The sequence below is a fragment of the Streptomyces sp. NPDC088350 genome (assembly GCF_044753545.1).
Lineage (GTDB): Bacteria > Actinomycetota > Actinomycetes > Streptomycetales > Streptomycetaceae > Streptomyces.
This window is the reverse complement of sequence record NZ_JBIVNL010000004.1, coordinates 249,095-273,241: the sequence shown is the minus strand read 5'-3', so window position 1 is coordinate 273,241 and position 24,147 is coordinate 249,095. Positions and strand designations below refer to the sequence as shown.

At 70.3% G+C, this 24,147-nt stretch carries 21 protein-coding genes; 14 read left to right on the top strand and 7 right to left on the bottom strand.

Going from position 1 to position 24,147, the window contains the following annotated elements; genetic code table 11:
• Positions 1 to 10: 10 nt before the first annotated feature.
• Positions 11 to 826: an Fpg/Nei family DNA glycosylase gene (locus ACIQBL_RS15070; RefSeq protein ID WP_401941281.1), complete on the bottom strand. Its 816-nt coding sequence runs from the start codon at positions 824 to 826 to the stop codon at positions 11 to 13.
• Positions 827 to 894: 68 nt separating this feature from the next.
• Positions 895 to 1,380 carry a ribose-5-phosphate isomerase gene (locus tag ACIQBL_RS15065; protein WP_401941278.1) on the bottom strand — a complete coding sequence of 162 codons (486 nt, stop codon included), beginning with the start codon at positions 1,378 to 1,380 and terminating at the stop codon, positions 895 to 897.
• A 214-nt stretch (positions 1,381 to 1,594) separates the two neighbouring features.
• On the opposite strand from ACIQBL_RS15065, the gene ACIQBL_RS15060 reads away from it, so the two are divergent.
• Positions 1,595 to 3,052, top strand: coding sequence for an amino acid permease (locus tag ACIQBL_RS15060; protein ID WP_401941275.1), 1,458 nt, complete (start codon positions 1,595 to 1,597; stop codon positions 3,050 to 3,052).
• A 6-nt stretch (positions 3,053 to 3,058) separates the two neighbouring features.
• Here the strand turns inward: ACIQBL_RS15060 and ACIQBL_RS15055 are convergent, their stop codons facing one another.
• Complete coding sequence (locus tag ACIQBL_RS15055; protein WP_401941272.1) at positions 3,059 to 5,701, bottom strand: protein kinase; 2,643 nt, start codon at positions 5,699 to 5,701, stop codon at positions 3,059 to 3,061.
• A gap of 234 nt (positions 5,702 to 5,935) precedes the next feature.
• Here ACIQBL_RS15055 and ACIQBL_RS15050 point away from each other — a divergent pair, with 234 nt between their 5' ends.
• Positions 5,936 to 6,673 carry an LPXTG cell wall anchor domain-containing protein gene (locus tag ACIQBL_RS15050; RefSeq protein ID WP_401941270.1) on the top strand — a complete coding sequence of 246 codons (738 nt, stop codon included), beginning with the start codon at positions 5,936 to 5,938 and terminating at the stop codon, positions 6,671 to 6,673.
• Positions 6,674 to 6,873: 200 nt separating this feature from the next.
• On the opposite strand, the gene ACIQBL_RS15045 is transcribed toward ACIQBL_RS15050, so the two are convergent.
• Positions 6,874 to 7,455: a biotin transporter BioY gene (locus ACIQBL_RS15045; RefSeq protein ID WP_043669859.1), complete on the bottom strand. Its 582-nt coding sequence runs from the start codon at positions 7,453 to 7,455 to the stop codon at positions 6,874 to 6,876.
• A 417-nt stretch (positions 7,456 to 7,872) separates the two neighbouring features.
• Between ACIQBL_RS15045 and ACIQBL_RS15040 the strand changes: the two genes are divergently transcribed.
• The 7 genes from ACIQBL_RS15040 (at position 7,873) to ACIQBL_RS15010 (ending at position 15,221) form a co-directional block, all read left to right on the top strand.
• Positions 7,873 to 9,099 (top strand): ROK family protein, encoded by a 1,227-nt coding sequence (locus ACIQBL_RS15040; protein ID WP_401941267.1) that lies wholly within the window; start codon positions 7,873 to 7,875, stop codon positions 9,097 to 9,099.
• A gap of 235 nt (positions 9,100 to 9,334) precedes the next feature.
• Positions 9,335 to 10,405 (top strand): ABC transporter substrate-binding protein, encoded by a 1,071-nt coding sequence (locus tag ACIQBL_RS15035; RefSeq protein ID WP_401941264.1) that lies wholly within the window; start codon positions 9,335 to 9,337, stop codon positions 10,403 to 10,405.
• On the top strand, positions 10,402 to 11,277 hold the full coding sequence (locus ACIQBL_RS15030) for an ABC transporter permease (protein ID WP_401941261.1): 876 nt from the start codon (positions 10,402 to 10,404) through the stop codon (positions 11,275 to 11,277). Before ACIQBL_RS15035 ends, ACIQBL_RS15030 begins: the two co-directional genes overlap by 4 nt.
• Positions 11,253 to 11,972, top strand: a complete 720-nt coding sequence (locus tag ACIQBL_RS15025) for an ABC transporter ATP-binding protein (protein ID WP_401941258.1) — start codon at positions 11,253 to 11,255, stop codon at positions 11,970 to 11,972. The genes ACIQBL_RS15030 and ACIQBL_RS15025 overlap by 25 nt, the downstream gene beginning before the upstream one ends.
• A gap of 298 nt (positions 11,973 to 12,270) precedes the next feature.
• Positions 12,271 to 13,605 (top strand): LLM class flavin-dependent oxidoreductase, encoded by a 1,335-nt coding sequence (locus ACIQBL_RS15020; RefSeq protein ID WP_401941255.1) that lies wholly within the window; start codon positions 12,271 to 12,273, stop codon positions 13,603 to 13,605.
• A gap of 12 nt (positions 13,606 to 13,617) precedes the next feature.
• Positions 13,618 to 14,508 carry a TauD/TfdA dioxygenase family protein gene (locus ACIQBL_RS15015; RefSeq protein ID WP_401941252.1) on the top strand — a complete coding sequence of 297 codons (891 nt, stop codon included), beginning with the start codon at positions 13,618 to 13,620 and terminating at the stop codon, positions 14,506 to 14,508.
• 77 nt (positions 14,509 to 14,585) lie between these two features.
• Positions 14,586 to 15,221, top strand: coding sequence for a superoxide dismutase (locus ACIQBL_RS15010; RefSeq protein WP_401941249.1), 636 nt, complete (start codon positions 14,586 to 14,588; stop codon positions 15,219 to 15,221).
• Between the two features lie 117 nt (positions 15,222 to 15,338).
• Here the strand turns inward: ACIQBL_RS15010 and ACIQBL_RS15005 are convergent, their stop codons facing one another.
• A complete protein-coding gene (locus ACIQBL_RS15005) occupies positions 15,339 to 15,956 on the bottom strand; it encodes a histidine phosphatase family protein (RefSeq protein ID WP_401941247.1) in 618 nt (205 codons plus the stop codon).
• Positions 15,953 to 17,440, bottom strand: a complete 1,488-nt coding sequence (locus ACIQBL_RS15000; protein ID WP_401942507.1) for an FGGY-family carbohydrate kinase — start codon at positions 17,438 to 17,440, stop codon at positions 15,953 to 15,955. The genes ACIQBL_RS15005 and ACIQBL_RS15000 overlap by 4 nt, the downstream gene beginning before the upstream one ends.
• A gap of 71 nt (positions 17,441 to 17,511) precedes the next feature.
• Between ACIQBL_RS15000 and ACIQBL_RS14995 the strand changes: the two genes are divergently transcribed.
• The 4 genes from ACIQBL_RS14995 (at position 17,512) to ACIQBL_RS14980 (ending at position 20,619) form a co-directional block, all read left to right on the top strand.
• Positions 17,512 to 18,552 carry a 2-hydroxyacid dehydrogenase gene (locus tag ACIQBL_RS14995; RefSeq protein WP_401941245.1) on the top strand — a complete coding sequence of 347 codons (1,041 nt, stop codon included), beginning with the start codon at positions 17,512 to 17,514 and terminating at the stop codon, positions 18,550 to 18,552.
• Positions 18,553 to 18,635: 83 nt separating this feature from the next.
• Complete coding sequence (locus ACIQBL_RS14990) at positions 18,636 to 20,072, top strand: FGGY family carbohydrate kinase (protein ID WP_401941242.1); 1,437 nt, start codon at positions 18,636 to 18,638, stop codon at positions 20,070 to 20,072.
• A gap of 21 nt (positions 20,073 to 20,093) precedes the next feature.
• Positions 20,094 to 20,318 (top strand): hypothetical protein, encoded by a 225-nt coding sequence (locus ACIQBL_RS14985; protein ID WP_401941239.1) that lies wholly within the window; start codon positions 20,094 to 20,096, stop codon positions 20,316 to 20,318.
• Between the two features lie 79 nt (positions 20,319 to 20,397).
• On the top strand, positions 20,398 to 20,619 hold the full coding sequence (locus ACIQBL_RS14980) for a hypothetical protein (protein ID WP_401941237.1): 222 nt from the start codon (positions 20,398 to 20,400) through the stop codon (positions 20,617 to 20,619).
• On the opposite strand, the gene ACIQBL_RS14975 is transcribed toward ACIQBL_RS14980, so the two are convergent.
• Complete coding sequence (locus tag ACIQBL_RS14975; RefSeq protein ID WP_401941234.1) at positions 20,612 to 21,277, bottom strand: DsbA family protein; 666 nt, start codon at positions 21,275 to 21,277, stop codon at positions 20,612 to 20,614. The genes ACIQBL_RS14980 and ACIQBL_RS14975 overlap by 8 nt on opposite strands.
• A 152-nt stretch (positions 21,278 to 21,429) precedes the next feature.
• Between ACIQBL_RS14975 and pepN the strand changes: the two genes are divergently transcribed.
• A complete protein-coding gene (gene pepN, locus ACIQBL_RS14970) occupies positions 21,430 to 24,036 on the top strand; it encodes an aminopeptidase N (protein WP_401941232.1) in 2,607 nt (868 codons plus the stop codon).
• Positions 24,037 to 24,147 lie beyond the last annotated feature (111 nt).

Here is a 24,147-nt window from a genome sequence, read left to right as displayed (position 1 = left end):
CGCAACGGCTTTACGGCTTCTGGCAGTTGGGGCACCAGAACAGGTTGCGGGCGGCGAGGTCGGCGGTGCGGATCTCGCCGCCACAGATGTGGCAGGGCCGGTTGGCCCGGCGGTAGACGTAGACCTCGCCGCCGTGGTCGTCCACGCGGGGCGGGCGGCCCATCGCCTCGGGGGTGTGTTCGGGGCGGACGGTGTCGATGCGGTTGTTGCGGACGCCCTCGCGCATCAGGTCGACGAGGTCGGCCCAGATCGCGTCCCACTCGGCGAGGGTGATGTCCTTGCCCGCGCGGTACGGGTCGATGCCGTGCCGGAAGAGGACCTCGGCGCGGTAGACGTTGCCGACGCCGGCGATGACCTTCTGGTCCATGAGGAGTGCGGCGATCGTCGTACGGCTGCGGGAGATACGGCGGTACGCCGCGTTCGGGTCCGTGTCCTTCGGGGAGCGCAGCGGGTCGGGGCCGAGGCGGTCGTGTATCGCCTGCTTCTCGGTGTCCGTGATCAGGGCGCAGGTCGTGGGGCCGCGGAGATCGACGTACGACGTGTCGTTCGCGAGGCGCAGGCGGACGGTGTCCGTGGGCGGGGGCGCCGGGGCTCCGCCGAAGTTCACCTTGCCGAAGAGGCCGAGGTGGATGTGGATCCAGTCGGCGTCACGGAAACCCAGGAAGAGATGCTTGCCGTGGGCTTCCGTGCGGGTGAGTTCCGTGCGGTCGAGCAGCGCGGCGGAGTCGGTGAACTTGCCCTGGGGACTCGTGACTTGAGTGGCTCGGTTGGCGAAGTGACTGCCGTAGTCCAGTGCGAGTCGGTGGATCGTGTGCCCCTCTGGCACCTGGCGAACTTCCTTTCCCACCTACCCACCCGTCGAGGTCCCTCGACGGGTGGGCCTTGAAAGACTTCCTACCGCTGCGGGTGGTGCGCCGGGATCTCCGGCAGCTCGCCCGTCGTCTCGTACTCCGTCAGCATGTCGATGCGACGGATGTGCCGCGGGTCCTCGGAGAACGGCGTCGCCAGGAACGTCTCGACGAACTTCGTCGCCTCCTCCTGCGTGTGCATCCGCGCGCCGACCGCGACGACGTTGGCGTTGTTGTGCTGCCGGCCGAGCGACGCGGTCTCCTCGCTCCAGGCGAGGGCCGCCCGTACGCCCTTGACCTTGTTCGCCGCGATCTGCTCGCCGTTGCCGGAGCCGCCGATGACGATGCCGAGGGCCTCGGGGTCGGCGGCCGTGCGCTCGGAGGCGCGGAGGCAGAAGGGCGGGTAGTCGTCCTGGGCGTCGAAGATGTGGGGCCCGCAGTCGACGGGCTCATGGCCCGCCTCCTTGAGCCACTCGACGAGGTGGTTCTTGAGTTCGAAGCCCGCATGGTCGGAGCCGAGATACACGCGCATGCGTCGAGTGTGACATGGCTGTTTCCGGGAGGCAGCTTCGGGGCCCGACCTCGTTAAATGCGGGCGACACCTCCGAACCTCAAGGAAACCTCAAGTAACGATCTGGATTCAGAGGTTCAGGAATTCCTTTACCTCCGATTCACTGGACCGACCCGTACACCGCTCGTACGGGCACCCCAACCGGCAGCCCAACCGGCGTAAAGGAACTCCCCCCATGACTGCCCCCACGACTGATGGTTCCGGCCTCCAGGCAGGACTCAAGAACCGACATCTCTCGATGATCGCGATCGGCGGTGTCATCGGCGCCGGCCTGTTCGTCGGCTCCAGCTCCGGCATCGCGACCGCGGGACCCGGCATCCTTCTCTCCTACGCGCTCGTCGGCACACTCGTGGTGCTGGTGATGCGCATGCTCGGCGAGATGTCGGCCGCGAACCCCACCTCCGGCTCGTTCTCCGCGCACGCCGACCGCGCGCTCGGCCGCTGGGCCGGTTTCTCGATCGGCTGGCTGTACTGGTTCTTCTGGGTCGTCGTGCTCGCCGTCGAGGCGACCGCCGGCGCGAAGATCCTCGAAGGGTGGATCCCCGCCGTACCGCAGTGGGGCTGGGCCCTCATCGTGATGGTGGTGCTGACCGCCACGAACCTCGTATCGGTCGGCTCCTACGGCGAGTTCGAGTTCTGGTTCGCCGGGATCAAGGTCGTGGCGATCGGCGCGTTCATCGTCGTCGGCGCGCTCGCGGTCTTCGGCGTACTGCCCGGCGCCCACACCGACAAGGCAGGTCTCGGCAACCTCACCGACCACGGCGGCTTCCTGCCGAACGGCCCCGGCGCGATCCTGACCGGCGTCCTGCTGGTCGTGTTCTCCTTCATGGGCAGCGAGATCGCCACGCTGGCCGCCGGCGAGTCGGAGGACCCGCAGCGCGCGGTCACCAAGTCCACCAACAGCATCATCTGGCGCATCGGCGTCTTCTACCTCGGCTCGATCCTCGTCGTCGTCTGCCTGCTCCCCTGGAACGACCCGTCGATCAAGGAGCAGGGCTCCTACGTCGCCGCCCTCGACTCCCTCGGTATCGCGCACGCCGGCCAGATCATGAACTTCATCGTGCTGACCTCGGTACTGTCCTGCCTCAACTCCGGCCTGTACACGGCCTCCCGCATGGCCTTCTCGCTCGGCGAGCGCGGAGACGCGCCGGCGGCGTTCGCCCGGACGACCTCCCGCGGTGTGCCGCTGGCGGCGATCATCGCGTCGGTCGTCTTCGGGTTCGTCGCGGTCTTCTTCAACTACGCCTTCCCGGACACCGTCTTCCTCTTCCTCGTCAACTCCTCTGGCGCGGTTGCCCTGTTCGTGTGGCTGGTGATCTGCGCGTCGCAGCTGCGCATGCGGCGGATCATCGAGCGCGAGTCGCCCGAGAAGCTCGTCGTGAAGATGTGGCTGTTCCCGTATCTGACCTGGGCGACGATCGCCCTGATCGTGTTCGTCCTCGGCTACATGCTCACCGACACCGAGGGCGAGAGCAGCGGCCGTACGACCGTCCTGCTGTCGCTGGCGGTCGCGGCGGGCGTGTTGGCGGTCGCCGTGATCAAGGAACGGGTGCGGGGCGGAAAGCCGGTCGCGACCGCCGCGGACACGGACACCGACACCGACACCGACACCGACAAGGTCTCTGTGGGCTAAGGGTGTTCACAGGACCACGAAGCTGTTCTTGACCCTGTCGTAGGTCTTCAGCGCCTGGGTCTCCACGTCCGGCTGGTACCAGGTGTTGATCTGGTACGACTTCCCGTCCTCGTCGAATCCGAGCAGCCGGGCGTGCCAGGGGACGCCCTTGAGCGTGAACGTGTACTCCCAGACCACCGCCGGGTAACCGCGGAACGTCGTCCTGTCGAGGCGGATCTTCCGGTAGTCCTGCCCCTGCCGCGCGTTCCGCTCCGAGGCCTCCCAGGTCTGCATCAGATCGCCCCGGGCGAGGGACGACTTGCCGACCAGTTCCTGGGCGCCGTCCGGGGACGTGTAGTGGACCTCGGCCCCCGTCTTCAGATCCCGCCGCCAGCCGCCGGGCGTCGCCCACGCGAACCCGCCTGCCTCCTGGTGGGTACCCGGAGGCAGGCTCCGGGGGCGGGAGGTGCCCTCGACCGTGGGGGGCGGGGAGGTGGCGGGGCTCGACGGTTCGGTGGGGGCCGACGATGCGCCGGTCGACACCGACGCGCTGGTGGACGCGGACACGCTGCTGGACGCCGACGCGTTGGTGGACGCCTTCGACGCCGAGCCCGTGGCCGTGCCGTCGGACGAGCCGTTCCCGTTCGCGAGGATCGTCCCGATGACCGCGCCTACGACCACTACGGCCGCGGCGGCGATCAGGCCGATACGGCGGCGGCGACGGTGGTGGTGGTGGTCGTGGTCGTTGGTGCCGCGCGGGGTGAACGGCTGGGCGGGGACCGGGAGTTCGGCGCCGGGGGGCGGGGCCGCGAGGTGGGGTAGACGGGCGGGGTGGGGACCCAGGTCGGGGCGCGGAGTGTGCGGGCGGGGCGATCGGGCTGGGATGGGGGCGGCATTGGGGACGGGGCCGGGGCCGTTACCGGGGCCGGGGCCGGGGCCGGGGCCGGGGACGGGACCGGGGACGGGACCGGGGACGGGACCGGGGACGGGACCGGGGACGGAGTAAAGGCCGGGACCAGGGCCAGGGCCGGGGCCGTTGCTGAGGCCGTTACCGGAGCCAGGGCCGGAGCCGAGGCCGGGACTGGGGCCGGAGCCGAGGCCGTTACCGGGACCGGGGCCAGAGCGGAGACCGGGACCAGAGCCGAGGCCGGGGTGCGGTGGTGCCGGGCGTGGGGCCGGCGGGTGGGACAGGAGGGGCACGGGTTTTGGTTCGGTCAACGCCTGCGCTTGTTGGGCGAGTTGAGCCCGTTCGCTGCGCTCGGCTTGTTCGGCGGGTTCAGCTCGCTCGGGGTACTCGGGGCGCTCGGCGGGTTCAGCTCGCTCGGGGTACTCGGGGTACTCGGGGCGCTCGGAGCGCTCGAGGTACTCGGAGTACTGGGGGTACTCGGAGTACTGGAGGTACTCGGCCTGCCTGGCGTGTCCAGCCTGTTGGGGCCCCTCGCCCTGCCCGGCTCCCTCGGCCGGCCCGGGGCGCTCACCGTGATCGGCTCCCTCACCGTGATCGGCACGCTCACCCTGATCGGCTCGGGCGAGGGATACCCCGGCCCTGCGGGGAGCGGGTCGCCGGGAGTTGTTCGAGGAGGCCTCGGAGTTCAGCTCGGAGGCGGCTTCGGCGGTGGAGGCAGGTTCTTCTACGGCGGGACGTTGTGTCGGTATGGCGTCCTCGACGGAGACGGGATCGGGGTCGGGGTCGGGGTCGGGGTCGGGATCGGGTTCCCGTATCCGGGGATCGCGTGCCGCCTGGACGAGGGACGGCTCCAGAAAGGCCGGGGTGGGCGACTCCCGATACACCTCGGGCGACGGCTCCCGATACGCCTCGGGCAACGCCTCCTCCGCCAACCCCCCTTCCACTGAACCGAGTTCCTCCACCTCCGCCGGAAACGCGACCGGAGTCAGCGCCTCCTCCACCTCCTCCAACCCCGGCCGAACCGAAGGCTCCTTCTCCAGCAGCGCGGCCAGCACCTCGCGCAACGGCCCCGCCGCCGAAGGGAGTTCGGGCTCCTCGTACAGCACCGCGTGCAGTGTCGCCAGCGTGGTGTCGCGGGAGAACGGGGAACGTCCGCCGAGCGCCGCGCAGAGGGTCGCGCCCAGGGACCAGATGTCCGAGGGCGGTCCCTGCGGGCGGCCGGAGATCCGCTCGGGCGCCATGTAGTCGGGCGAGCCGACGAGCATGCCGACCATGGTGAGCGCCTTGGCGTCCTGGATCGCGGCGATGCCGAAGTCGGTGAGCACGACGCGTTGGCCGCGGCTCTCGACGAGTACGTTGCCGGGTTTGATGTCGCGGTGCAGGACGCCGCCCGCGTGCACCTGGCGCAGGGCCGCCACCAGCCCGAGTCCGATGCGGGCCGCCTCGCGCGGGCCTAGCGCGCCGTCCTCCGACAGGATGCGTTCCAGTGAGCGCCCGGCGACCAACTCCATGACGATCCACAGGCGTTCGCCCTCGTCGACGACGTCGTAGACCCGTACGACGTTGGGATGGTCGATCCGGGCCGTCGCCCTGGCCTCGCGCAGGGTGCGCTCGCGGCGGGTGCGGGTGTCCTCCGGGTCGAGGCCGTCTATCCGCATCTCCTTGACCGCGACCTGCCGGTCGAGCATGTCGTCGGCGGCTCGCCACACCCGCCCCATTCCCCCCTGGCCGATACTTTCGACCAGCCGATAACGCCCGGTCACCAGCAGCCCCGGAGTACCACCGCTCCCCGCATTCCCCGCGTTCCCCGAATTCCCCATATTCTCCGGCAATCCGTCGCACCCCCCAACGATCGCCTAACTGTTCCCATACAAAACACAATGGTCACACTTCATGCCGTACCAGCATAGTGCGGAGAAATCTTGTGGTACCTCTTCAAGTACTGCGAATTCAGGCGCAGTCCCAGGGGGATACAGGGGAACGCAAGGGGGACGAACATGAGTTCTCGTCGTGCGACGACCATCGCTACGGCCATCACAGGATCGCTGCTCACGGCATCTTTCTCGGCGGTGATGATCCTTTCCTTCGCCGCCTCGGCCGATGACCAGGGGCCCGGGAGCAGCAAAGGGGGAAAGGCCGTGGACGCGGCCCCGGCGGGGGTGAAACTGACCACGCTCCTGCCGGAGAAGATCTCGGTCGACAACAGTTCGCACAAGACGGCGCTCACGGCCACGGTGAAGAATGACGGGACCAAGGAGAGCGGCGATCTCAATCTCCTGGTCGTCGGTTTCGACGGCCTCAAGGTCAATAGCGTCCAGGGGTGTTCGGCGATCGCCGCAAAGGATCTGCCGCCCGGTTCGAACAGCGGATTCAAGTGCTCGGTCGGCACTCTCACCGCGGGCAAGTCGAAGTCGTACGCGGTCGACGCGACGTACGACCTGAGCAAGGCCGGGAAGATCTGTCTGCCGGTGATGTCCGCCGACGGCAAGAAGACGTTCTGGCAGCAGGGCCCGGTCCCGTTCGGTACGACGAACCCGTCGCCGAACGCCCCGGCCACCCCGTTGCTGCTCGGTACCGACAACAAGCCGGTGGCACCGGGCGGCGACACGCTGCCCAAGACGGGCGTCGGCGATGACGTGCTGCCCCTGGGCGCGGCCGGTGCGGCGCTGATCGCGGTGGGCGCGGCCGGTCTGTACTGGTCGCAGCGACGGCCGGGGCGGACTCTGGAGGGCTAGCGAGGCGGAACCTGGAGGGCTGGAGCGGCCCTGCGGGGCCGAGCCGCCGGAGTCGGGCCAGGGCGTGAGCCGAGAGGGAGGGCCGGGGCGCGGGAGCACCCAGCCCTCCCTCTCCGAGGGGCCGTACTGCGCGGAAACGTGCGAGAGGCCCGCCGGGTCGCAGTGCGACCCGGTGAGCCTCCTGTGCGGGAACTGCCTTGTCAGCGCTGCTTGTTGACGAACTTCCAGGCGGTCGGCGTCGCGCCCATCGCCAGGGCGGCCTTCAGGGCGTCGCCGAGGAGGAACGGGGTGAGGCCGGCGGCGATCGCGGCGCTCGTCGACAGGTCGAGGCTGAGGGCCAGGTACGGGACGCCGATCGCGTAGATGATCGCCTCGCCCAGCAGCATCGTGCCGGCCATGCGCAGGACCGAGCGGTCGGCGCCGCGGCGGGCCAGGGCGCCGACGGCGGCGGAGGCGAGCAGCATGCCGATGATGTAGCCGAAGGAGGCGCCGCTCCCGTGGGTGCCGCCGGCGAACCACGGCACACCGGCGAGGCCGAGCAGCGCGTACAGCGCGAGCGAGAGGAAGCCGCGGCCCGCGCCGAGGGACGTGCCGACGAGGAGCGCGGCGAAGGTCTGGCCGGTGACCGGTACCGGGGAGCCCGGGACGGGCACGGAGAGCTGGGCGGCGAGGCCGGTGAGCGCGGCGCCGCCGAGCACGAGGGCGATGTCCCGGACGCGGGAGGCGGGCAGCAGATCGGCGAGGACCTGTCCGGGGCGGGCGGTGGCGACGGCGGTACTCAAGGGGGACTCCGCAGGTTGACGGGGGTACAGGGGGACATCGTGACGCTATCCCAGGGCCCTCGGGCCGATCACCGTCAGCGCTCGACAAAGGCTTCGGCGGGGAGTTGGTGGGCTCCGCACAAAGGATGCCCGTTACACGCGTCCGGGCGTGATGCCGGTCACGCGGACCTCGTGCCGTCTCGCACACCGACACCCGTGCCGTCTCGCACACCGGTCACCGTCTGGGCAGCCGTGGACCGTTTTGCTAGCTTCGACCGCATGGTTGCCCAGGCCCGGAACTTCGCGTCGCGTCGCTATGTCGACCTGCGACGCCAGGCCGCGGCGACCTGTTACCGCCCCTGAGGCGGGCGGAGCGGATCCGGTGCGCCTCGAATCCGAGACGACACACTGTCGGACCCGTTCCCGAGGAAGATCCCCATGCCCCGTACCGCGGCACCCCTTCTCCCGTCCCGCTCCCCCGACTCCCCCAATTCCCCCGTGCCCCGCGCCGCCGACAGCGACCGGCGCCGCACCAACGCGAGCGTCATCCTGCGTTCGGTGCTGGAGCACGGACCGGTGGCCCGCTCCACCATCTCCCGGCTGACCGGACTGTCCCCGGCGTCGGTCACCGACTACTGCGCCCGCTTCACCGAACTCGGCCTGATCCGGGAGTCCGCCACACCACTCCGCTCGAAGGGTGTGGGTCGACCCCATGTGCCCGTCGACCTGGACGCGTCTCGGTTCCTTGTGGGCGGAGTCCATGTGGCCGTGCCCTATACGACGGTCGCCCTGCTCGATCTGCGGGGGCGGGTGATCGCCGAGCGGCGCTTCGGGCACGACACCAGCGACCCCTCGCGGGTGCTGGCGCGGGCCGCCGAAGGGCTGGACGCGTTGCTCGCGGAGGCGGCCGGGACCACCCCACTGGGTGTCGGCTTCGCCGCCGGCGGCTGGGTCGACCGGGACTCCGGGACCATCGTCGAGCACCCGTTGCTGGGCTGGCGGGACGTCCCGGTCCGCGAACTGCTCGGCGCCCGCACCGGACTGCCGGTCCATGTCGACGGCCACGCGCGGGCGTTGGTGAACGCGGAGCGCCTCTTCGGGCGGGCGGCCCGCGGCAGCCGTAGCGTGCTGCATCTCTTCGTCGGCAATGTGGTCGACGCGGCCTTCGCCACCAACGACGAGGTGCACCACGGTCCCCGTTCGCAGGCCGGGGCGATCGCCCATCTGCCCCTGCGCGGCGGCACGGAGCCCTGCGACTGCGGGCGCGTCGGCTGCCTCCAAGTGGAGCTGAGCGAACGGACGTTGTGCCGACGGGCCCGGGAGGCGGGGATCGTCGACGGAGTGAACCCGACCCATGTCGTGGCCGCGGCCGAGCGCGGAAACCCCGTCGCCGTACGGCTGTTGACGCAGCGGGCGCGGATGGCCGGGCGGGCTGCCGGGCTGCTGCTCGACATCCTCAACCCGGAGACCGTGGTCGTCACCGAGCTGGGGGTCATCCACCGCGAGGACTGCCTGCGCGCGCTGCGCGAGGAGGTCGGTGGCACGCGTGCGTCCGCTGTCGTGCCGACGAGTTTCCCGGATTCCGTGCTGGCCGTGGCGGGCGGTTCGGTGCTGCTGGATGTGCTGTACCGGGATCCGTTGAGCGCTTCACCGGCGACTATTTAATTCAGAAACTCCGAATGTTGACAGGGGGCTCGCGTGACCGGGAACATCCTGGTCATGAGCCTGCAGATGAGTTGTCGCACTTCTTGTTGCTGACCCGCTGACGCGCCCCGAGCGCCGGTCTCATCCTGCCCGAATTCCCTTCTCGGACTTTCCGCTGCCCGGAATTCTGTCCGCGTTCCCCAGCATTCCCCAGCATTCCCCAGACTTCTCATCCGTTGAATCAGGGAGCCCTCCCATGCCCAGTTCCCGTGCGCCCGGCGTCGACCGCCGGCTCTTCCTCACCTCCGTGCTCGGTGCCGCCGCGGGCATCGCCGGCCTCAGCGGCTGCGCCACGAGCAGTGCCGCGGCCGCCAAGTCCGGGGCCGGTCTGTCGGCCCCGCTCGCCGAGAAGGTGCCGTCCGGTACGAGTCTGAAGATCTCCTCGTATCTGAACACCCAGCAGTTGCAGTTCAAGCTGGCGAAGCTGCCCAAGTTGCCGTTCACCGTGTCGAGTTGGGTGAACATCGGCGCCGGTCCCGATGTCATCAACGCGTTCCGCGCCAAATCCCTGGACCTCGCCAACAACGCGGGGATCCCGCCGATCCAGGCGCACTACCAGGGCTTCGACGCGAAGATCGTCGCGATCGACATCACCCGCAAGCCCAACTACCTCTTCGCCACCAAGCCCGGCAGCGACATCCACACGGTCGCCGACTTCAAGGGCAGGAAGCTGGCGTTCTCGCAGGGGCAGGCCCAAGGCGTCGTCCTGCTGCGGGCGTTGAAGGCGGCCGGGCTGAAGTACGACGAGGTGACGCTGGTCCCGCTGACCAGCAACCAGTTCCTCACCGCTCTACAGTCCGGTCAGGTCGACATCGCCCCGCTCGCCAACAGCCAGGCACCGGCGTACCTCAAGCAGTACGAGGCGAAGGGCGCCCGCGCGATCACCACCGATGTCGTGGACCTGCTGAGCCTGTTGTGGGCGCCGTCCGCCGTGCTGGCCGACTCCTCGAAGGCCGCCGCGATCGCCGCGTACATCCCGCAGTGGGCGCGGGGCCAGGTCTGGCAGTACGAGAACCCTGACACCTGGAACGAGGAGTTCTACGTCAAGACGCAGAACCTGACCCTCGCGCAGGCCCAGTCGGTCACCGCTCTCGCCAACAAGCCCTTGTTCCCGCCGAATTGGGACGAGGCCGTGAAGTGGGAGCAGGAGACCGCCGATCTGCTGGCCGAGGGCGGCTTCGTGAAGGAGTTCAAGGTGGACTCGCTCTTCGACCGGCGCTTCGAGTCCATCGCGGCGAAGTCCGTACCGGCGGAGTACCGGAAGTGACGGCCGTGACGACCTCCTCCACGTCCCGGGCGACCACCACAACCACCGTGCCGGTGACCGCCGTTGAGGAGAAGACTTCGGTACGGCGCGGGCGGCGCCGCGGCCTCGCCCCCGGCAAACGTCTGCCCGCCTCCCGGATCGTCGGTCCCGTCCTCTTCCTCGCGCTGTGGGCCGTCGCCTCCGCCGCAGGGCGGTTGGACCCGGCGGCGATCCCGGCACCCTGGACGGTGGTGAGGACCGCCGGCCGGCTGTGGACGGCCGGCACGCTACCCACGGACATCCTGACCTCCCTGGAACGCGCCGCATACGGCTTCGCCCTCGGCCTCACCGCCGGTGTCGTCCTCGCGCTGGCCGCCGGGCTCAGCCGGATCGGCGAGGCGCTGATCGACGGGACCGTGCAGCTCAACCGGGCCATCCCGACCCTCGGTCTCATCCCGCTGTTCATCCTCTGGCTGGGCATCGGCGAGACCTTCAAGGTCGCCATCATCGCGATCGTCGTCTACATCCCGATCTACCTCAACCTGCACTCCGCGCTGTCCGGCATCGACCACCGCTATGTCGAACTCGCCGAGGTCCAGGGCCTGTCGAGGCTCCAGTTCGTCCGGCAGATCGTCATCCCCGGCGCCCTGCCCGGCTTCTTCGTCGGCCTGCGCCTCGGGGTGACCGGCTCCTGGCTGAGCCTGGTGGTCCTGGAGCAGATCAACGCCACCAGCGGCCTCGGCTACATGATGTTCCAGGCCCAGAACTACGGCCAGTCCGACGTCATCCTGGTCGGCCTGCTGATCTACGGCGTGTTCGGCCTGGTCTCCGACAGCGCGGTCCGTCTCGTCGAACGGAGGGTGCTGTCATGGCGCCGCACACTCAGCAGCTGACCACCGCGCCGCCCACCGTCCAACTCCGGGGTCTCACCCGGTCGTTCGACGGTCGTACGGTCCTCGACCACATCGATCTCGACCTGCCCGCCGGACAGTTCACCGCCCTGCTCGGGCACAGCGGGTCCGGCAAGAGCACGCTGCTGCGGGCCATCGCGGGGCTCGACCACGAGGTCGCCGGGAGCGGTCGACTGGACGCTCCGGAAAGGGTGTCGGTGGTGTTCCAGGACTCCCGGCTGCTGCCGTGGCGCCGGGTCCTCGACAACGTGCTGCTGGGGACGGACGGGAAGGAGGCCGCGGCGAGGGGGCGTGAGGCTCTTGCCGAGGTGGGTCTCGCCGGTCGTGAGCGTGCGTGGCCCCATGAGCTCTCCGGTGGTGAGGCGCAGCGGGCGGCGCTTGCCCGGTCGCTGGTGCGTGAGCCTGAACTGCTGCTGGCCGATGAGCCGTTCGGGGCGTTGGACGCGTTGACGCGGATCCGGATGCACGTGCTGCTCCGCGAGTTGTGGGAGCGGCACCGTCCCTCGGTGTTGCTGGTCACCCATGACGTTGACGAGGCGGTTGTCCTCGCGGATCGGGTGCTTGTGCTGGAGGAGGGGCGGATCGGGCTTGACCTGGCGATCGACCCCGGGGTGCCGCGGGCGGAGTACCGGGAGCGGTTGCTGGCTGCGCTCGGTGTGACGTCGGACTCGCGGTGAGCGTCGGATTCCCGGTGAGCGTCAGCTGCTCGTGCCGTCTCCTGGGGGCTGCGCCCCCAGACCCCCATCGGCCCTGAAGGGGCCTCGTCCTCAAACGCCGGACGGGCTGGATATTGGCGGCCCGCGTCGAAAGGTCGCCGGAGGGGCTGATTTCACTGCCCGCGCCGAAAAGTCGCCGGAGGAGCTGATTTTGCTGCCCGCGTTGAAAAGACGCCGGACGAGCTGATTTCACTGCCCGCGCCGAGAAGCCGCCCGAAGGGCTGATTCACGCACCGGATCTCTCACGTAAGGACCTGGCATGCCCCGCCAACTCCACCTCAACGCCTTCCTCATGAACACCGGTCACCACGAAGCCTCTTGGCGCCTCCCGGAGAGCAACCCCTACGCCCACGTCGAGCTGGACCACTACACACATCTCGCCCGCGTCGCCGAACGCGGCACCTTCGACTCCCTCTTCCTCGCCGACGGACCGCAGTTGTGGAGCAACCTCGCCCAACGCCCGGCCGGCGCCCTGGAACCGCTCACCCTGCTCACCGCACTGGCGACGGCCACCGAGCACATAGGCCTCATCGCGACGGCGTCCACGTCCTACAACTCGCCCTACAACCTGGCCCGCAAGTTCGCCTCGCTCGACATCATCAGCGGTGGCCGGGCGGGCTGGAACATCGTCACCACCGCCGGTGCCGAGGCGGCCCGCAACTTCGGGCTGGAGCACGAGCCGGCGCACGCGGACCGGTACGCGCGTGCCGCCGAGTTCCTCGATGTGGCGCTGAAGCTCTGGGACAGCTGGGAGGACGACGCGATCGTCGCCGACAAGGCGGCCGGGGTGTGGGGCGACGACGCGAAGATCCACCCGCCGCGTCACCGGGGGACGTACTTCAGTGTCGAGGGAGCCCTCAACGTCCCCCGCTCACCGCAGGGTTACCCACTCCTCGTGCAAGCGGGGTCGAGCGAAGACGGCAAGGCCTTCGCGGCGCGCTACGCGGAGGCGGTGTTCACCGCGCAGCAGACCCTCGCCGACGCGCAGGCGTTCTACGCGGACCTCAAGTCCCGTACGGCGGCGGCCGGTCGGGATCCCGGGCACATCAAGGTGCTGCCCGGCATCGTCCCGGTGCTCGGTTCGACGGAGGCCGAGGCGCGGGCGAACGAGCGGCTCCTTGAGGACCACATCGTGTACACGCACGGCGTGGACCATCTGGAACGGCTGCTGCAACTGGAGCCCGGCACCCTGGAGTTGGACGCCCCGCTCCCCTCCGGCCTGCCGCCCGAGGACGCCATCGAGGGCGCCAAGAGCCGCTACACACTCGTCGTCGAACTCGCCCGCCGCGACCGGCTGACCGTACGGCAGCTGATCGGCCGGCTCGGTGGCGGACGCGGGCATCTCACCTTCGCCGGTACGCCGGAGCAGGTCGCCGACGCGATCGGGACCTGGTTCACCCAGGGCGCCGCCGACGGCTTCAACATCATGCCCGCGGTGCTTCCGTCCGGCCTCGACGCCTTCGTCGAGCACGTCGTCCCGCTCCTCCGCGCCCGCGGCCTGCTCCGCACGGAGTACGGCCCGCGCACGACCCTCCGGGAGCGCTACGGCCTCCCCCGCCCCGCCAACCAGTACGCCCAACCCGCCCTCGTCTGAAAGGACTTCACCATGTCCATCGAGATCCAGAAGGTCACCGCGAACATCGGCGCGCGCGTCTCCGGCGTCGACATCGACAAGCCGCTCGACGCCGAGCAGGTCGCGGCGGTCCGCGAAGCCCTCAACGTCCACAAGGCACTGGTCTTCGACGACGTACACCTCGACGACGAGGGCCAGGAGGCCTTCGCCCGGCACTTCGGGGACGTCACCACCGCCCACCCCACCGTGCCCGCCGTCGACGGCGCCCCGAACGTGCTGCCCGTCGACAGTGAGCGCGGCCGGGCCAACCACTGGCACACCGACGTGACCTTCGTCCTCAACCCGCCCCAGGCCAGCACCCTGCGCAGCATCACGGTCCCGCCGTACGGCGGCGAGACCCTGATCGCCAGTTCGGCCGCCGCCTACCGCGACCTGCCCGAACCGCTGCGCGCCCTGGCGGACACCCTGTGGGCGGAGCACACCAACGACTACGACTACGCCGTACCGGAGGAGGAGATCGACGACGAAAAGGCTGCCCAGCGCGCGCAGTTCACGTCCATCACGTTCCGTACGGTCCACCCGGTCGTCCGCGTCCACCCGCTGACCGGTGAACGCGGCCTGTTCATCGGCGGGTTCGCGCAGCGGATCGCAGGCCTGTCGACCGGCGAGTCCCGCAAGATCCTCGACATCCTCCAGGCGTACGTCACCCGCCCCGAGAACGTCCTGCGCCACCGCTGGTCCCCGAACCAGCTCGTCCTGTTCGACAACCGCATCACCCAGCACTACGCCATCGACAACTACGACGACCAGCCCCGCCGCCTCCACCGCGTCACCGTCGCCGGCGACATCCCGGTCGGCACCGAGGGCAAGGAGAGCTACTCGATCGAGGGCGACGCGTCGCACTACACGTCGGTGGCGGAGTAGCCACACAGCACCTTTTCGCTGCTAGATTGTAGTTGCAAGCTATGTGCAATAAGAGGCTCGAAGGGGATCGATCCGCCATGCCCGTCTACACGCTGCCCGACCTGCCCTACGACTACTCCGCGCTCGCCCCCGTGATCAGCCCCGAGATCATCGAACTGCACCACGACAAGCACCACGCGGCGTACGTGAAGGGTGCGAACGACACACTGGAGCAGCTGGCGGAGGCACGCGACAAGGAGCAGTGGGGCTCGGTCAACGGCCTGGAGAAAAGCCTCGCCTTCCACCTCTCCGGCCACATCCTGCACAGCATCTACTGGCACAACATGACCGGCGACGGCGGCGGCGAACCGCTCGCCGCCGACGGCCTCGGCGGCCTCGCGGACGCCCTCACCGAATCCTTCGGCTCCTTCGCCGGCTTCAAGGCCCAGCTCACCAAGGCCGCCGCGACGACACAGGGTTCGGGCTGGGGCGTCCTCGCCCACGAGCCGCTCAGCGGCCGGCTGATCGTCGAGCAGATCTACGACCACCAGGGCAACGTCGGCCAGGGCTCCACCCCCCTCCTCGTCTTCGACGCCTGGGAGCACGCCTTCTACCTCCAGTACAAGAACCAGAAGGTCGACTTCATCGACGCCATGTGGGCGGTCGTCAACTGGCAGGACGTGGCGCGACGTTACGAGGCGGCGAAGTCCCGGCAGCCGATCCTGCCCGCATAAGGCACAGGACATACGGCACAGGAAACGTCCTGCCTCGTGATCGTCTTCTCACCTTTCACGCGGGCGGGCGGATAAAGAGGAAGACCCCCGCGAGGACGTGACTCGCGGGGGTCTTCCTCAATTCTCCTCTCCGCGCGGCACGTTGAGCGACAGCAGGGCGACCGTCCCTCCCTGCACCCGGAGTTCACTCACCGCCCCGTTCCGCAGGCGGGGAAACACCCGCCGGTACTCGCCCAGCGGAATCGACAGCGACCGGCACAGCACCAGCCGCAGCAGCGTGTTGTGCGCGACGACCAGCACGCGTTGGCCGGGGTGGGCGGCGGCGATGCGGTGCAGGGCGGTCGTGCCGCGCGTCGCCGCTGCCGTCGGGTCCTCGGCGCCGGGGAAGGCGTGGGCCACCGGATCGGCGCGGAATGCCTCCTCCGCCGCCGGGTTCTCCGCTGCGAACTCCGCGAGGGTACGGCCCTCCACCACCCCGAAGTCGCATTCGCGCAGGGCGGGTTCGGTGTGGGGGGTGAGGTTCAGGGCGCGGGCCGCGGGGGCCGCCGTGAGGACGGCTCGGGACAGCGGGGAGGTCCAGATCGCGTCGACCGGGTGGGTGGCCGCCCAGCGGCCGAGGGACTCCGCCTGCGCGACACCCGTGTCCGTGAGGGGGACGTCGCTGATGCCGGCGTAGCGGTTCTCGGTGTGCCAGACGGTCTGGCCGTGGCGGGCCAGGAGGAGGGTGGTGCTCATGAGTCGGAGGCTTTCTGGTTCAGGCGGGTGCGGGTGTGGTTCGCGACCGGGGTAGGCAGCCAGCCTCTGGTCTCCAGTTCGTCCACCAGGCGAGCGTACGGCTCGGTGAAGCGGGCCGTGTGGGACGCGCGGGGTGCGAGGACGGTGCGGATGCGGACCATCCGGTCGGCCGTGTCCGCCAGGCTCGTGCCCAGCCCGGCGTGCGCCGCCAACACCGCCATTCCCAGGGCCGGTTCGATCTGTTCCGGTACCCGGGCCGGGCGGCCGAGGATGTCGGCGCGGAGCTGGTTCCAGTACGCGCTGCGGGCCGCGCCGCCCGTGAAGGTGAGCGGGCCGTCGATCCCGGCGCCGAGGTGGTGGAGGTAGTCGAGGCAGAGGCGTTCGGTGAAGGCGACGCCTTGAAGTACCGCCGCCCAGCGGTCCGCCTCGGAAGCCGGGGTGCCGAGGGTGAAGGCGGTGGCGTCCGGGGCCAGGAAGGGGAAGCGTTCGCCGGGTGAGGTGAGGGGGTAGGTCAGGGCTCCGGACGGCTCGTACCCGGCTGCCCTCCCGTCCATCGTCGCCGGGTCGGACCCGGCCGGCAGTGCGCCCGCGCCTACGCTCGACGCCCCGCCCGGCAGCCAACTCCCGTCCGGTGCACGGTGGTTGTAGACCACGCCGGTGTCGTCCCGGACGGGCCTCGCGGACGCCCCCTTGAGGACCAGCGTGGTGCCGAGCACCGAGTTCCAGGCGCCGTAGCGCAGCGCGCCGGACGCGATCTGCGCCGCGCAGCCGTCCGTCATGCCCGCGATGACCGGAGTACCGGCGGGGATGCCGGTCGCTTCGGCGGCGGCCCGGCAGACTTCCCCGAGCCGGCTCCCGGGCCGCACCACCTCCGGCAACACCTCGCCCAAATAGGCCAGTCGAGGTGGCCAGACCTCGCGCTCCGTGTCGTAGCCCGTCTTGAGGGCGTGGCTGGAGTCGGTCGGGACCGGCCCGCCCGTCAGCCGGGCGGTGATGACGTCGGGCTGGTGCGTCACCCGCGCCACCTGCCCCTGCCCTTGCCCTTTCCCCTGCCCTTGCCCTTTCCCCTGCCCCCGCCCGTACTCCTCCAGCAGCCACATCGCCTTCGGCAGCGCCCAGCTCGTCTGCATCCCCACCCGCGCCGCTTCCGCCACCGCGCGCCCGTCGTCGTACATCAACCCCGGTGTGAGCGGGCGTCCTTGAGTGTCCGTCAGGAGTACGGTCCCGGAGGTGCCGCAGACCGCGAGCCCGCCGAGCCGTAGCCGCGAGAGGTGTTGTCCTCTCACTGCGGAGCGGGACGCGGTGCACACCGCCTCCCACCACTCCCCCGGGTCCTGTTCGTGCCGTACGCCGTCCCGGTGGTTGGTCAGCGGGGCGGTGCCGGTACCGAGGGGCGTGCCGTCGGCCGTGACCAGCAGCGCGCGGACGCTCTGCGTACCCAGGTCGATGCCCAGCCACGCCCCGTCGTCACCCTCGAACATCATCCGGACCTCCCACAGGGGTTTCGCGTTCGGCATTCCCCGTTCATCGTGGCAAAGAGGGAGGGAGCCCCACGATGACCGAGACCCTGCGTGTCGTCGCCGCCGGTGACCATTTCGTCCTGCCGTCGCTGATCACGTCCGCGATCGCCGAGGAACTGCGCGAACACCCGTTCACCACCACCGAGTTGACCCTCGGCTGGCCCTTGGAACCCTTTGGGCCCGTCGCCGAGGTCGAGGAGGCGAGCGACGCCGAGGACGAGGTGATCGACGCCCTGCGGAGCGGCGGCGCCCAGGTGCTGGTCACCCAGATGGGGCCGGTCACCGAGCGTGTGCTGAAGGCCTGCCCCGGCCTCCGGCTGGTCGTCGTGTGCCGGGGCGGGCCCGTCAACGTCAACCTCGACGCGGCGAAGACCCACGACGTACGGGTGTGCTTCGCGCCCGGCCGCAACGCCGCCGCGACCGCCGAGTTCACCGTCGGGATGATGCTGGCCGCGCTCCGCCGTATCCCGCAGGCGCACGAACTCCTTGCGAGGCAGGGGAGTTGGGAGTCCGGGGCCGCCTACTACACGTACGAGCGGAGCGGGTTGGAGCTGGAGGACCTGCCGGTCGGGCTCGTCGGGTACGGCGCGGTCGGCAGCCGGGTCGCCCGGGTGCTGTGCGCGTTCGGGGCACGCGTGATGGTGTACGACCCTTATGTGCACGGCGAGATCCACGGACTGCGCGTCGGGGCGCTGGATGAACTCCTCCGGCGTTCCCAAGTCATCACCCTGCACGCCCGGTTGACCCCCGGGACACGCGGCCTGATCGGCGCCCGCGAACTGGCGCTGCTGCGGCCCGGCGCGGTGGTGGTGAACGTGGCGCGGGGTCCGTTGCTGGACGAGGACGCGTTGTGCGACGCGTTGGAGAGCGGGCAGGTGTCGGCGGCGGCCCTCGACACATACGCGAGCGAACCGTTGCCGGCCGGGGCGCGGCTGTTCGGCTTCGCCGACCGGGTCGTCCTCACCCCGCATCTCGGCGGCGCCTCCCGCGCCGTCGCCGAGAAGGCGGCACGGATATCGGCGGCGGAGGTGGGCCGCTGGGCACGAGGTGAGCGTCTGTCCCACGAACTCGGGTGAGGGCCCACCGAGTCCGGCTGCCCCCACGCGTCGGCCGCCCCGCACCTCACCCTCCCCCACTGAAACCACCCCCAGGAGGCCCCATGTACATCGGAATCGATGTCGGCACATCCACGGTGAAGGCCGCCGCCTTCGACGGCGCCGGGCGTCAACTCGCCGTAGCGGCAAGGCCGGTGGGGCTGTCGATGCGTGGTGGGTTCGTCGAGCAGGACATGGACGAGGTGTACGGCGCGGTGGTCGCCGTACTGGACGAACTGAACGAACTGGACGAACTCACGTCGGGCACGGCCGGGTCGGTCGAGTTCGTCGGGCTCACCGGGCAGGGTGACGGGGTGTGGCTGGTGGACGCGGAGGGGCGGCCGGTGCGGGCGGCGGCATCCTGGATGGACGGGCGGGCGTACGAACTGCTCGGGCAGTGGCTGGCGGACGGGACGTTCGAGACGGTGTTCCGGCGGACGGGCAGTGCGATGTTCCCGGGGTGTCCGGGCCCGCTGCTGGCGTGGCTGGCGGCGCACGAGCCCACCTCGCTGGACGCGGCGGCGACCGCCCTGTACTGCAAGGACATGGTGTTCCAGCGGCTGACGGGGGCGCCGGCGACCACCGATGTCTCGGACGCGTCGATGCCGTTCCTCGACCCCAGGACGCGGTCGTACGACAACGGTGTCGTGGAACTCCTCGGTCTGACCCGGCACCGGGGGCTGCTGGTGCCGGTCAGCGATCCGGTCGCGACGGCGGAGGCGCGCGGGGAGGGGCTGCCGGCGGGGACGCGGATCGCGAACGGGCCGTACGACCTGCCCGCGTGCGCGCTCGGCGCGGGTGTGACGGAGCCGGGGGACGGGCTGCTCATCGTCGGGACGTGTCTCGCCAGTCTGGTCGCGACCACCGATCTGGACCTGAGCGGCGAACCGGCCGGCCTGTACATCTCCCTCGACCGGCCGGGGCACTGGCTGCGCGCGATGCCGGCGATGGTCGGTACGGCGGCCCTGGACTGGGTGTTGTCGACGACGGGCGTCCGGCACGAGGAGGTGGACGCGCTGCTCGCGGCGACCCCGGCGGGTGCGCACGGGGTGCGGGTGCTGCCGTACTTCGCGCCGTCCGGCGAGCGCGCGCCCTTCGTCGAGCCGCGTCTGCGCGCCGAACTCACCGGTGTTTCCCTGGAGTCGACGCCCGCCGACCTGATCCGGGCGACCTGCGAGGGCATCGGGTACGCGGCCCGGCACTGTCTGGAGGCGGCGGGTCTGACGGGGTCGCTGGCCGTGTGCGGCGGGGGGACGCGCAGCCCCGCGTGGATGCGGCTCCTCGCCGATGTCCTGGGGCGGCCGTTGCGGGTGGTCGAGGGCGAGGTGGGGGCGCGGGGCGCGGTGCTGGCGGCGGCCGAACGGTACGGGGTCGGCCTCGACACGGCGGCCTGGACGCGGCCGACGGAGGTCGTCGAGCCGGACGCGGGGCGGGCCGCGTACTACACCGAGGGGTTCGCGGAGCATCTCGCGCGGCTGGCGGCGGCACGGGAACGGGCGTGACCGACGAGGAGGAGAGCGGAAATGAGACGTAAGGCGTGTCCCACCTGCGACGGCTGGCAGGACTTCCGGCCGCTCGACGACGCCGAGAAGACCGCCGTCCGGGCGGAGAAGGGTGACCGGCACTACGTGCACGACTACTGGCGCTGCACCGCCGCGGGCTGCCTGTGGTACCAGCGCTGGTACAGCAGGGGCGACGGCGGCCTCCTCCCCGAGAAGTTCCGGGAGGAGGCCCCGCCGACGGCATGACCGATTCCGGGCTTACGCCACGAAAGCGACGCACCTACGCTTCCGGTTCCACCCCTTTTCATGGGACCGGGAGGCCCGAGTGACCGATATTCACTGCCCCAACTGCCCCCAGGGGAAGCTGCATCCGTTCCGCAGGGTCAACGCGAAGGAGGAGCAGCACATCGAGAAGGAACTGCGCGGCAAGAAGGGTGCCCACGGCTTCTGGCGGTGCCAGGGAAAGACCGCGCTCGGGCAGTGCCTGTGGGTCCAGCCGTACAGCAACCAGTCGGCCGGCTTCAGCCTCCCGGCCTCCTTCAGCTGAGGTTGCTGAAGTCCGGGCCCTTGGTGCGCGAGCGCTTGATCTCGTAGAAGCCGGGGACGGAGGCGACCGCGACGGTGCCGTCCCACAGGCGCGCGGCCTCCTCGCCCTTGGGGGCGGGGGTGACGACCGGGCCGAAGAAGGCGATCTGCTCGCCGTCGGGGCCGGGGACGGCGATGACGGGGGTGCCGACGTCCTGGCCGACCTTGTCGATGCCCTCCTTGTGGGAGGCGCGCAGCTCGGCGTCGAACTCGAAGTCCTCCTGGTCGGCGTAGTCGATGAGGTCGGCGGGCAGGCCGACGTCCGCGAGCGCGCCGGCGATGGCCTCGACGGTCGGGCCCTCGCCGTTGTTGTGGATGCGGGTGCCGAGCGCGGTGTAGAACGGGCCGAGGATGTCCGCGCCGTGCTTCTGCCAGGCGGCGGTGACCACGCGGATCGGCTTCCACGCCTTGGTGGCGAGCAGCTCGCGGTACTCCTCGGGCAGTTCGTCGAGCTTGGGCTCGTTGAGGACGGCCAGGCTCATGATGTGCCAGCGGACCTCGATGTCCCGGACCTTCTCCACTTCCAGCACCCATCGCGAGGTCATCCAGGCCCAGGGGCACAGCGGGTCGAACCAGAAGTCCACGGGGGTCTTGGCAGGCGTGGTCGCGGTCTCGGACATGACTCTCCGGTTTTCTCGGAATACGGCCGTTTCCTCATCGCAACGCCGCCCTTCCCCACCTCATTCCCGCGTGCCCGTCGTCAGGGGCGCATGGCAGGATCGGGCCTGACCACACAGCGAACACCACCGCCGTCATCCGAGGGAGCTGCTCCGTGCCCGGTGAGAATCTGTCCCGCGACGAGGCCCGGGAGCGGGCCGCCCTGCTGTCCGTCGACGGGTACGACGTGTCCCTCGACCTGCGCTCGGCGGTGGGTGACGATGCCGGGCCGGGGCCGCGGACCTTCCGTTCCGTGACCACGATCCGGTTCCGGTGCGCCGAGCCGGGCGCGGCGAGCTTCGCGGACCTGATCGCGCCGGGTGTGACCGCCGTGTCGCTCAACGGCAAGGACCTGGACCCTGGCGCGGTCTTCGACGGCTCCCGCATCCAGCTGGAGGACCTGGCCGCCGAGAACGAGCTGATCGTCGACGCGCGGTGCGCGTACTCCCGTACCGGCGAGGGCATGCACCGCTTCGTCGACCCCGAGGACGGCGAGATCTACCTCTACACGCAGTACGAACCGGCCGACTCGCGCCGCGTCTTCGCCAACTTCGAGCAGCCGGACCTCAAGGCGCCGTTCCGCTTCGAGGTGCGGGCGCCCGAGGGCTGGACGGTGTGGAGCAACGGCGTCGGCGAACTGGCCGACGGCGTATGGAGGTTCGCGGAGACGAAGCCGATCTCGACGTACATCACGGCGTTCGTGGCGGGCCCGTACCACTACGTCACGGACTCCTACTCACGCACCTTCGACGACGGTACGACGCTGGAGATCCCGCTCGGCGCGATGTGCCGCAAGGGCCTGGCGCCGCACTTCGACTCCGACGACGTGTTCCTGGTGACGAAGCAGGGGCTGGACTTCTTCCACGACCACTTCGACTACCCGTACCCGTTCGGCAAGTACGACCAGGCGTTCGTGCCCGAGTACAACCTCGGCGCGATGGAGAACCCGGGGCTCGTTACCTTCCGCGAGGAGTACGTCTTCCGCGGCAAGGTGACGCAGGCGTCGTACTCGGGGCGGGCCAACACGATCCTGCACGAGATGGCGCACATGTGGTTCGGGGACCTCGTCACCATGGAGTGGTGGGACGACCTGTGGCTGAAGGAGTCCTTCGCCGACTTCATGGGCGCGTTCGCGCTGGTCGGCGCGACCCGTTTCACCGACGGCTGGATCACCTTCGCCAACCGCCGCAAGGCGTGGGCCTACCGCGCGGACCAGCTCCCGTCCACGCACCCCGTCACCGCCGACATCCGCGACCTCCAGGACGCGAAGCTCAACTTCGACGGCATCACGTACGCCAAGGGGGCGTCCGTACTGAAGCAGTTGGTGGCCTACGTCGGCCAGGACGCGTTCCTGGAGGGCGCGCGCCGCTACTTCAAGCGGAACGCGTACGGCAACACGCGCCTCGGTGACCTGTTGTCGGTCCTGGAGGAGACGAGCGGCCGGGACATGGCGTCCTGGGCGCGGTCGTGGCTGCAGACGGCCGGGGTCAACTCCCTCACTCCGCAAGTGGTGTTGGACGTGGAGGGCGGGCGCATCGCCGAGCTGACGGTGCTTCAGGAGGCCGCCGCATCCCACCCGGAACTCCGCCCGCACCGGGTGGTGGTGGGCCTCTACCGGATGGAGGGCAAGCGTCTCGTCCGGTACGAGCGGGCCGAGGTGGACGTCGACGGTGCGCGGACGGTCGTGGTGGAGCTGGCCGGTGCGGACGCGCCGGAGCTGGTGCTCGTCAACGACGAGGACCTCACGTACGCCAAGACCCGTTTCGACACTGTGTCGTTGGCGACCCTGCGCGAGCGGCTCGGCGCGCTGACCGACCCGATGGCGCGTGCGCTGTGCTGGTCGGCGCTGTGGAACATGACCCGGGACGCGTTGCTGCTCGCGCCCGACTTCATCGACCTGGTGGCGCAGTTCGGGCGCCGGGAGACCGACATCGGTGTCCTGCAGATGCTGCACGCGTGGGCGAACTCGGCGCTGGTCAACTACTCGCCGCCGTGGTGGCGCAAGACCGGCGCGGAGATCCTGGCGCACATCGCGCTGCGGGATCTGCGGGGGGCCGAGCCGGGCAGTGAACACCAGCTGGCCTGGGCGCGGTTCTTCGCGTCGGTGGCGTCGGCGCCGGACGAACTGGCGCTGCTGCAAGCCCTGTTGGACGGCACCGAGAAGATCGAGGGGCTGGCGGTCGACCAGGAGCTGCGCTGGGCGTTCCTGGAGCCGCTGGTCGCGCACGGGGCGGCGGACGAGTCCGCGGTGGCCGCCGAGCTGGCCCGCGACGACACCGCGTCCGGCAAGCGCCACCAGGTCCGCTGTCTCGCCGCCCGCCCGTCGGCGGCCGTCAAGGCGCAGGCGTGGGCGCAGGTCGTCGAGTCGGACGCGCTGTCCAACGCGCTGGTGGAGGCGACGATCGCGGGCTTCGCGCAGCCGTCGCAGCGGGAGTTGCTGGCGCCGTACACGGAGAAGTACTTCGCGGCGATCGAGCGGGTGTGGACGGAGCGGTCGATCCAGATCGGCGTGGACGTGGTGCGGGGGCTGTTCCCGGCGTACCCGGCCGCCGAGGACGCTCGGGCGACGACGGACGCGACGGACGCGTGGCTGACGTCCCACGAGGGGGCGGCGCCGGCGCTGCGGCGGCTGGTGCTGGAGGCGCGGGACGATCTGGCGCGGGCGTTGCGGGCGCAGGCGGCGGACAACGAGGGGCGGGGTTCCGGTGGCTCTCAGGGCTGATCGTTGGCCTGCGATTGGCCTCTCCGTGACCGTTACTGAATACAGGTAATCGCAGCCGTAACCCCTGGTCCACCCCATCCGGACCAGGGGTTTTCGGTGCCTACTCGGCAT

Coding starts and splice junctions, on each gene's coding strand:
- ACIQBL_RS14985 (WP_401941239.1), top strand. CDS start 20,094: ATGAGACGTAAGGCGTGTCCCACCTGCGACGGCTGGCAGGACTTCCGG.
- ACIQBL_RS15060 (WP_401941275.1), top strand. CDS start 1,595: ATGACTGCCCCCACGACTGATGGTTCCGGCCTCCAGGCAGGACTCAAG.
- ACIQBL_RS14975 (WP_401941234.1), bottom strand. CDS start 21,277: ATGTCCGAGACCGCGACCACGCCTGCCAAGACCCCCGTGGACTTCTGG.
- ACIQBL_RS15035 (WP_401941264.1), top strand. CDS start 9,335: ATGCCCAGTTCCCGTGCGCCCGGCGTCGACCGCCGGCTCTTCCTCACC.
- ACIQBL_RS14990 (WP_401941242.1), top strand. CDS start 18,636: ATGTACATCGGAATCGATGTCGGCACATCCACGGTGAAGGCCGCCGCC.
- ACIQBL_RS15050 (WP_401941270.1), top strand. CDS start 5,936: ATGAGTTCTCGTCGTGCGACGACCATCGCTACGGCCATCACAGGATCG.
- ACIQBL_RS15020 (WP_401941255.1), top strand. CDS start 12,271: ATGCCCCGCCAACTCCACCTCAACGCCTTCCTCATGAACACCGGTCAC.
- ACIQBL_RS15040 (WP_401941267.1), top strand. CDS start 7,873: ATGCCCCGTACCGCGGCACCCCTTCTCCCGTCCCGCTCCCCCGACTCC.
- ACIQBL_RS15000 (WP_401942507.1), bottom strand. CDS start 17,440: ATGATGTTCGAGGGTGACGACGGGGCGTGGCTGGGCATCGACCTGGGT.
- ACIQBL_RS15010 (WP_401941249.1), top strand. CDS start 14,586: ATGCCCGTCTACACGCTGCCCGACCTGCCCTACGACTACTCCGCGCTC.
- ACIQBL_RS15065 (WP_401941278.1), bottom strand. CDS start 1,380: ATGCGCGTGTATCTCGGCTCCGACCATGCGGGCTTCGAACTCAAGAAC.
- ACIQBL_RS14995 (WP_401941245.1), top strand. CDS start 17,512: ATGACCGAGACCCTGCGTGTCGTCGCCGCCGGTGACCATTTCGTCCTG.
- ACIQBL_RS15015 (WP_401941252.1), top strand. CDS start 13,618: ATGTCCATCGAGATCCAGAAGGTCACCGCGAACATCGGCGCGCGCGTC.
- ACIQBL_RS15005 (WP_401941247.1), bottom strand. CDS start 15,956: ATGAGCACCACCCTCCTCCTGGCCCGCCACGGCCAGACCGTCTGGCAC.
- ACIQBL_RS15025 (WP_401941258.1), top strand. CDS start 11,253: ATGGCGCCGCACACTCAGCAGCTGACCACCGCGCCGCCCACCGTCCAA.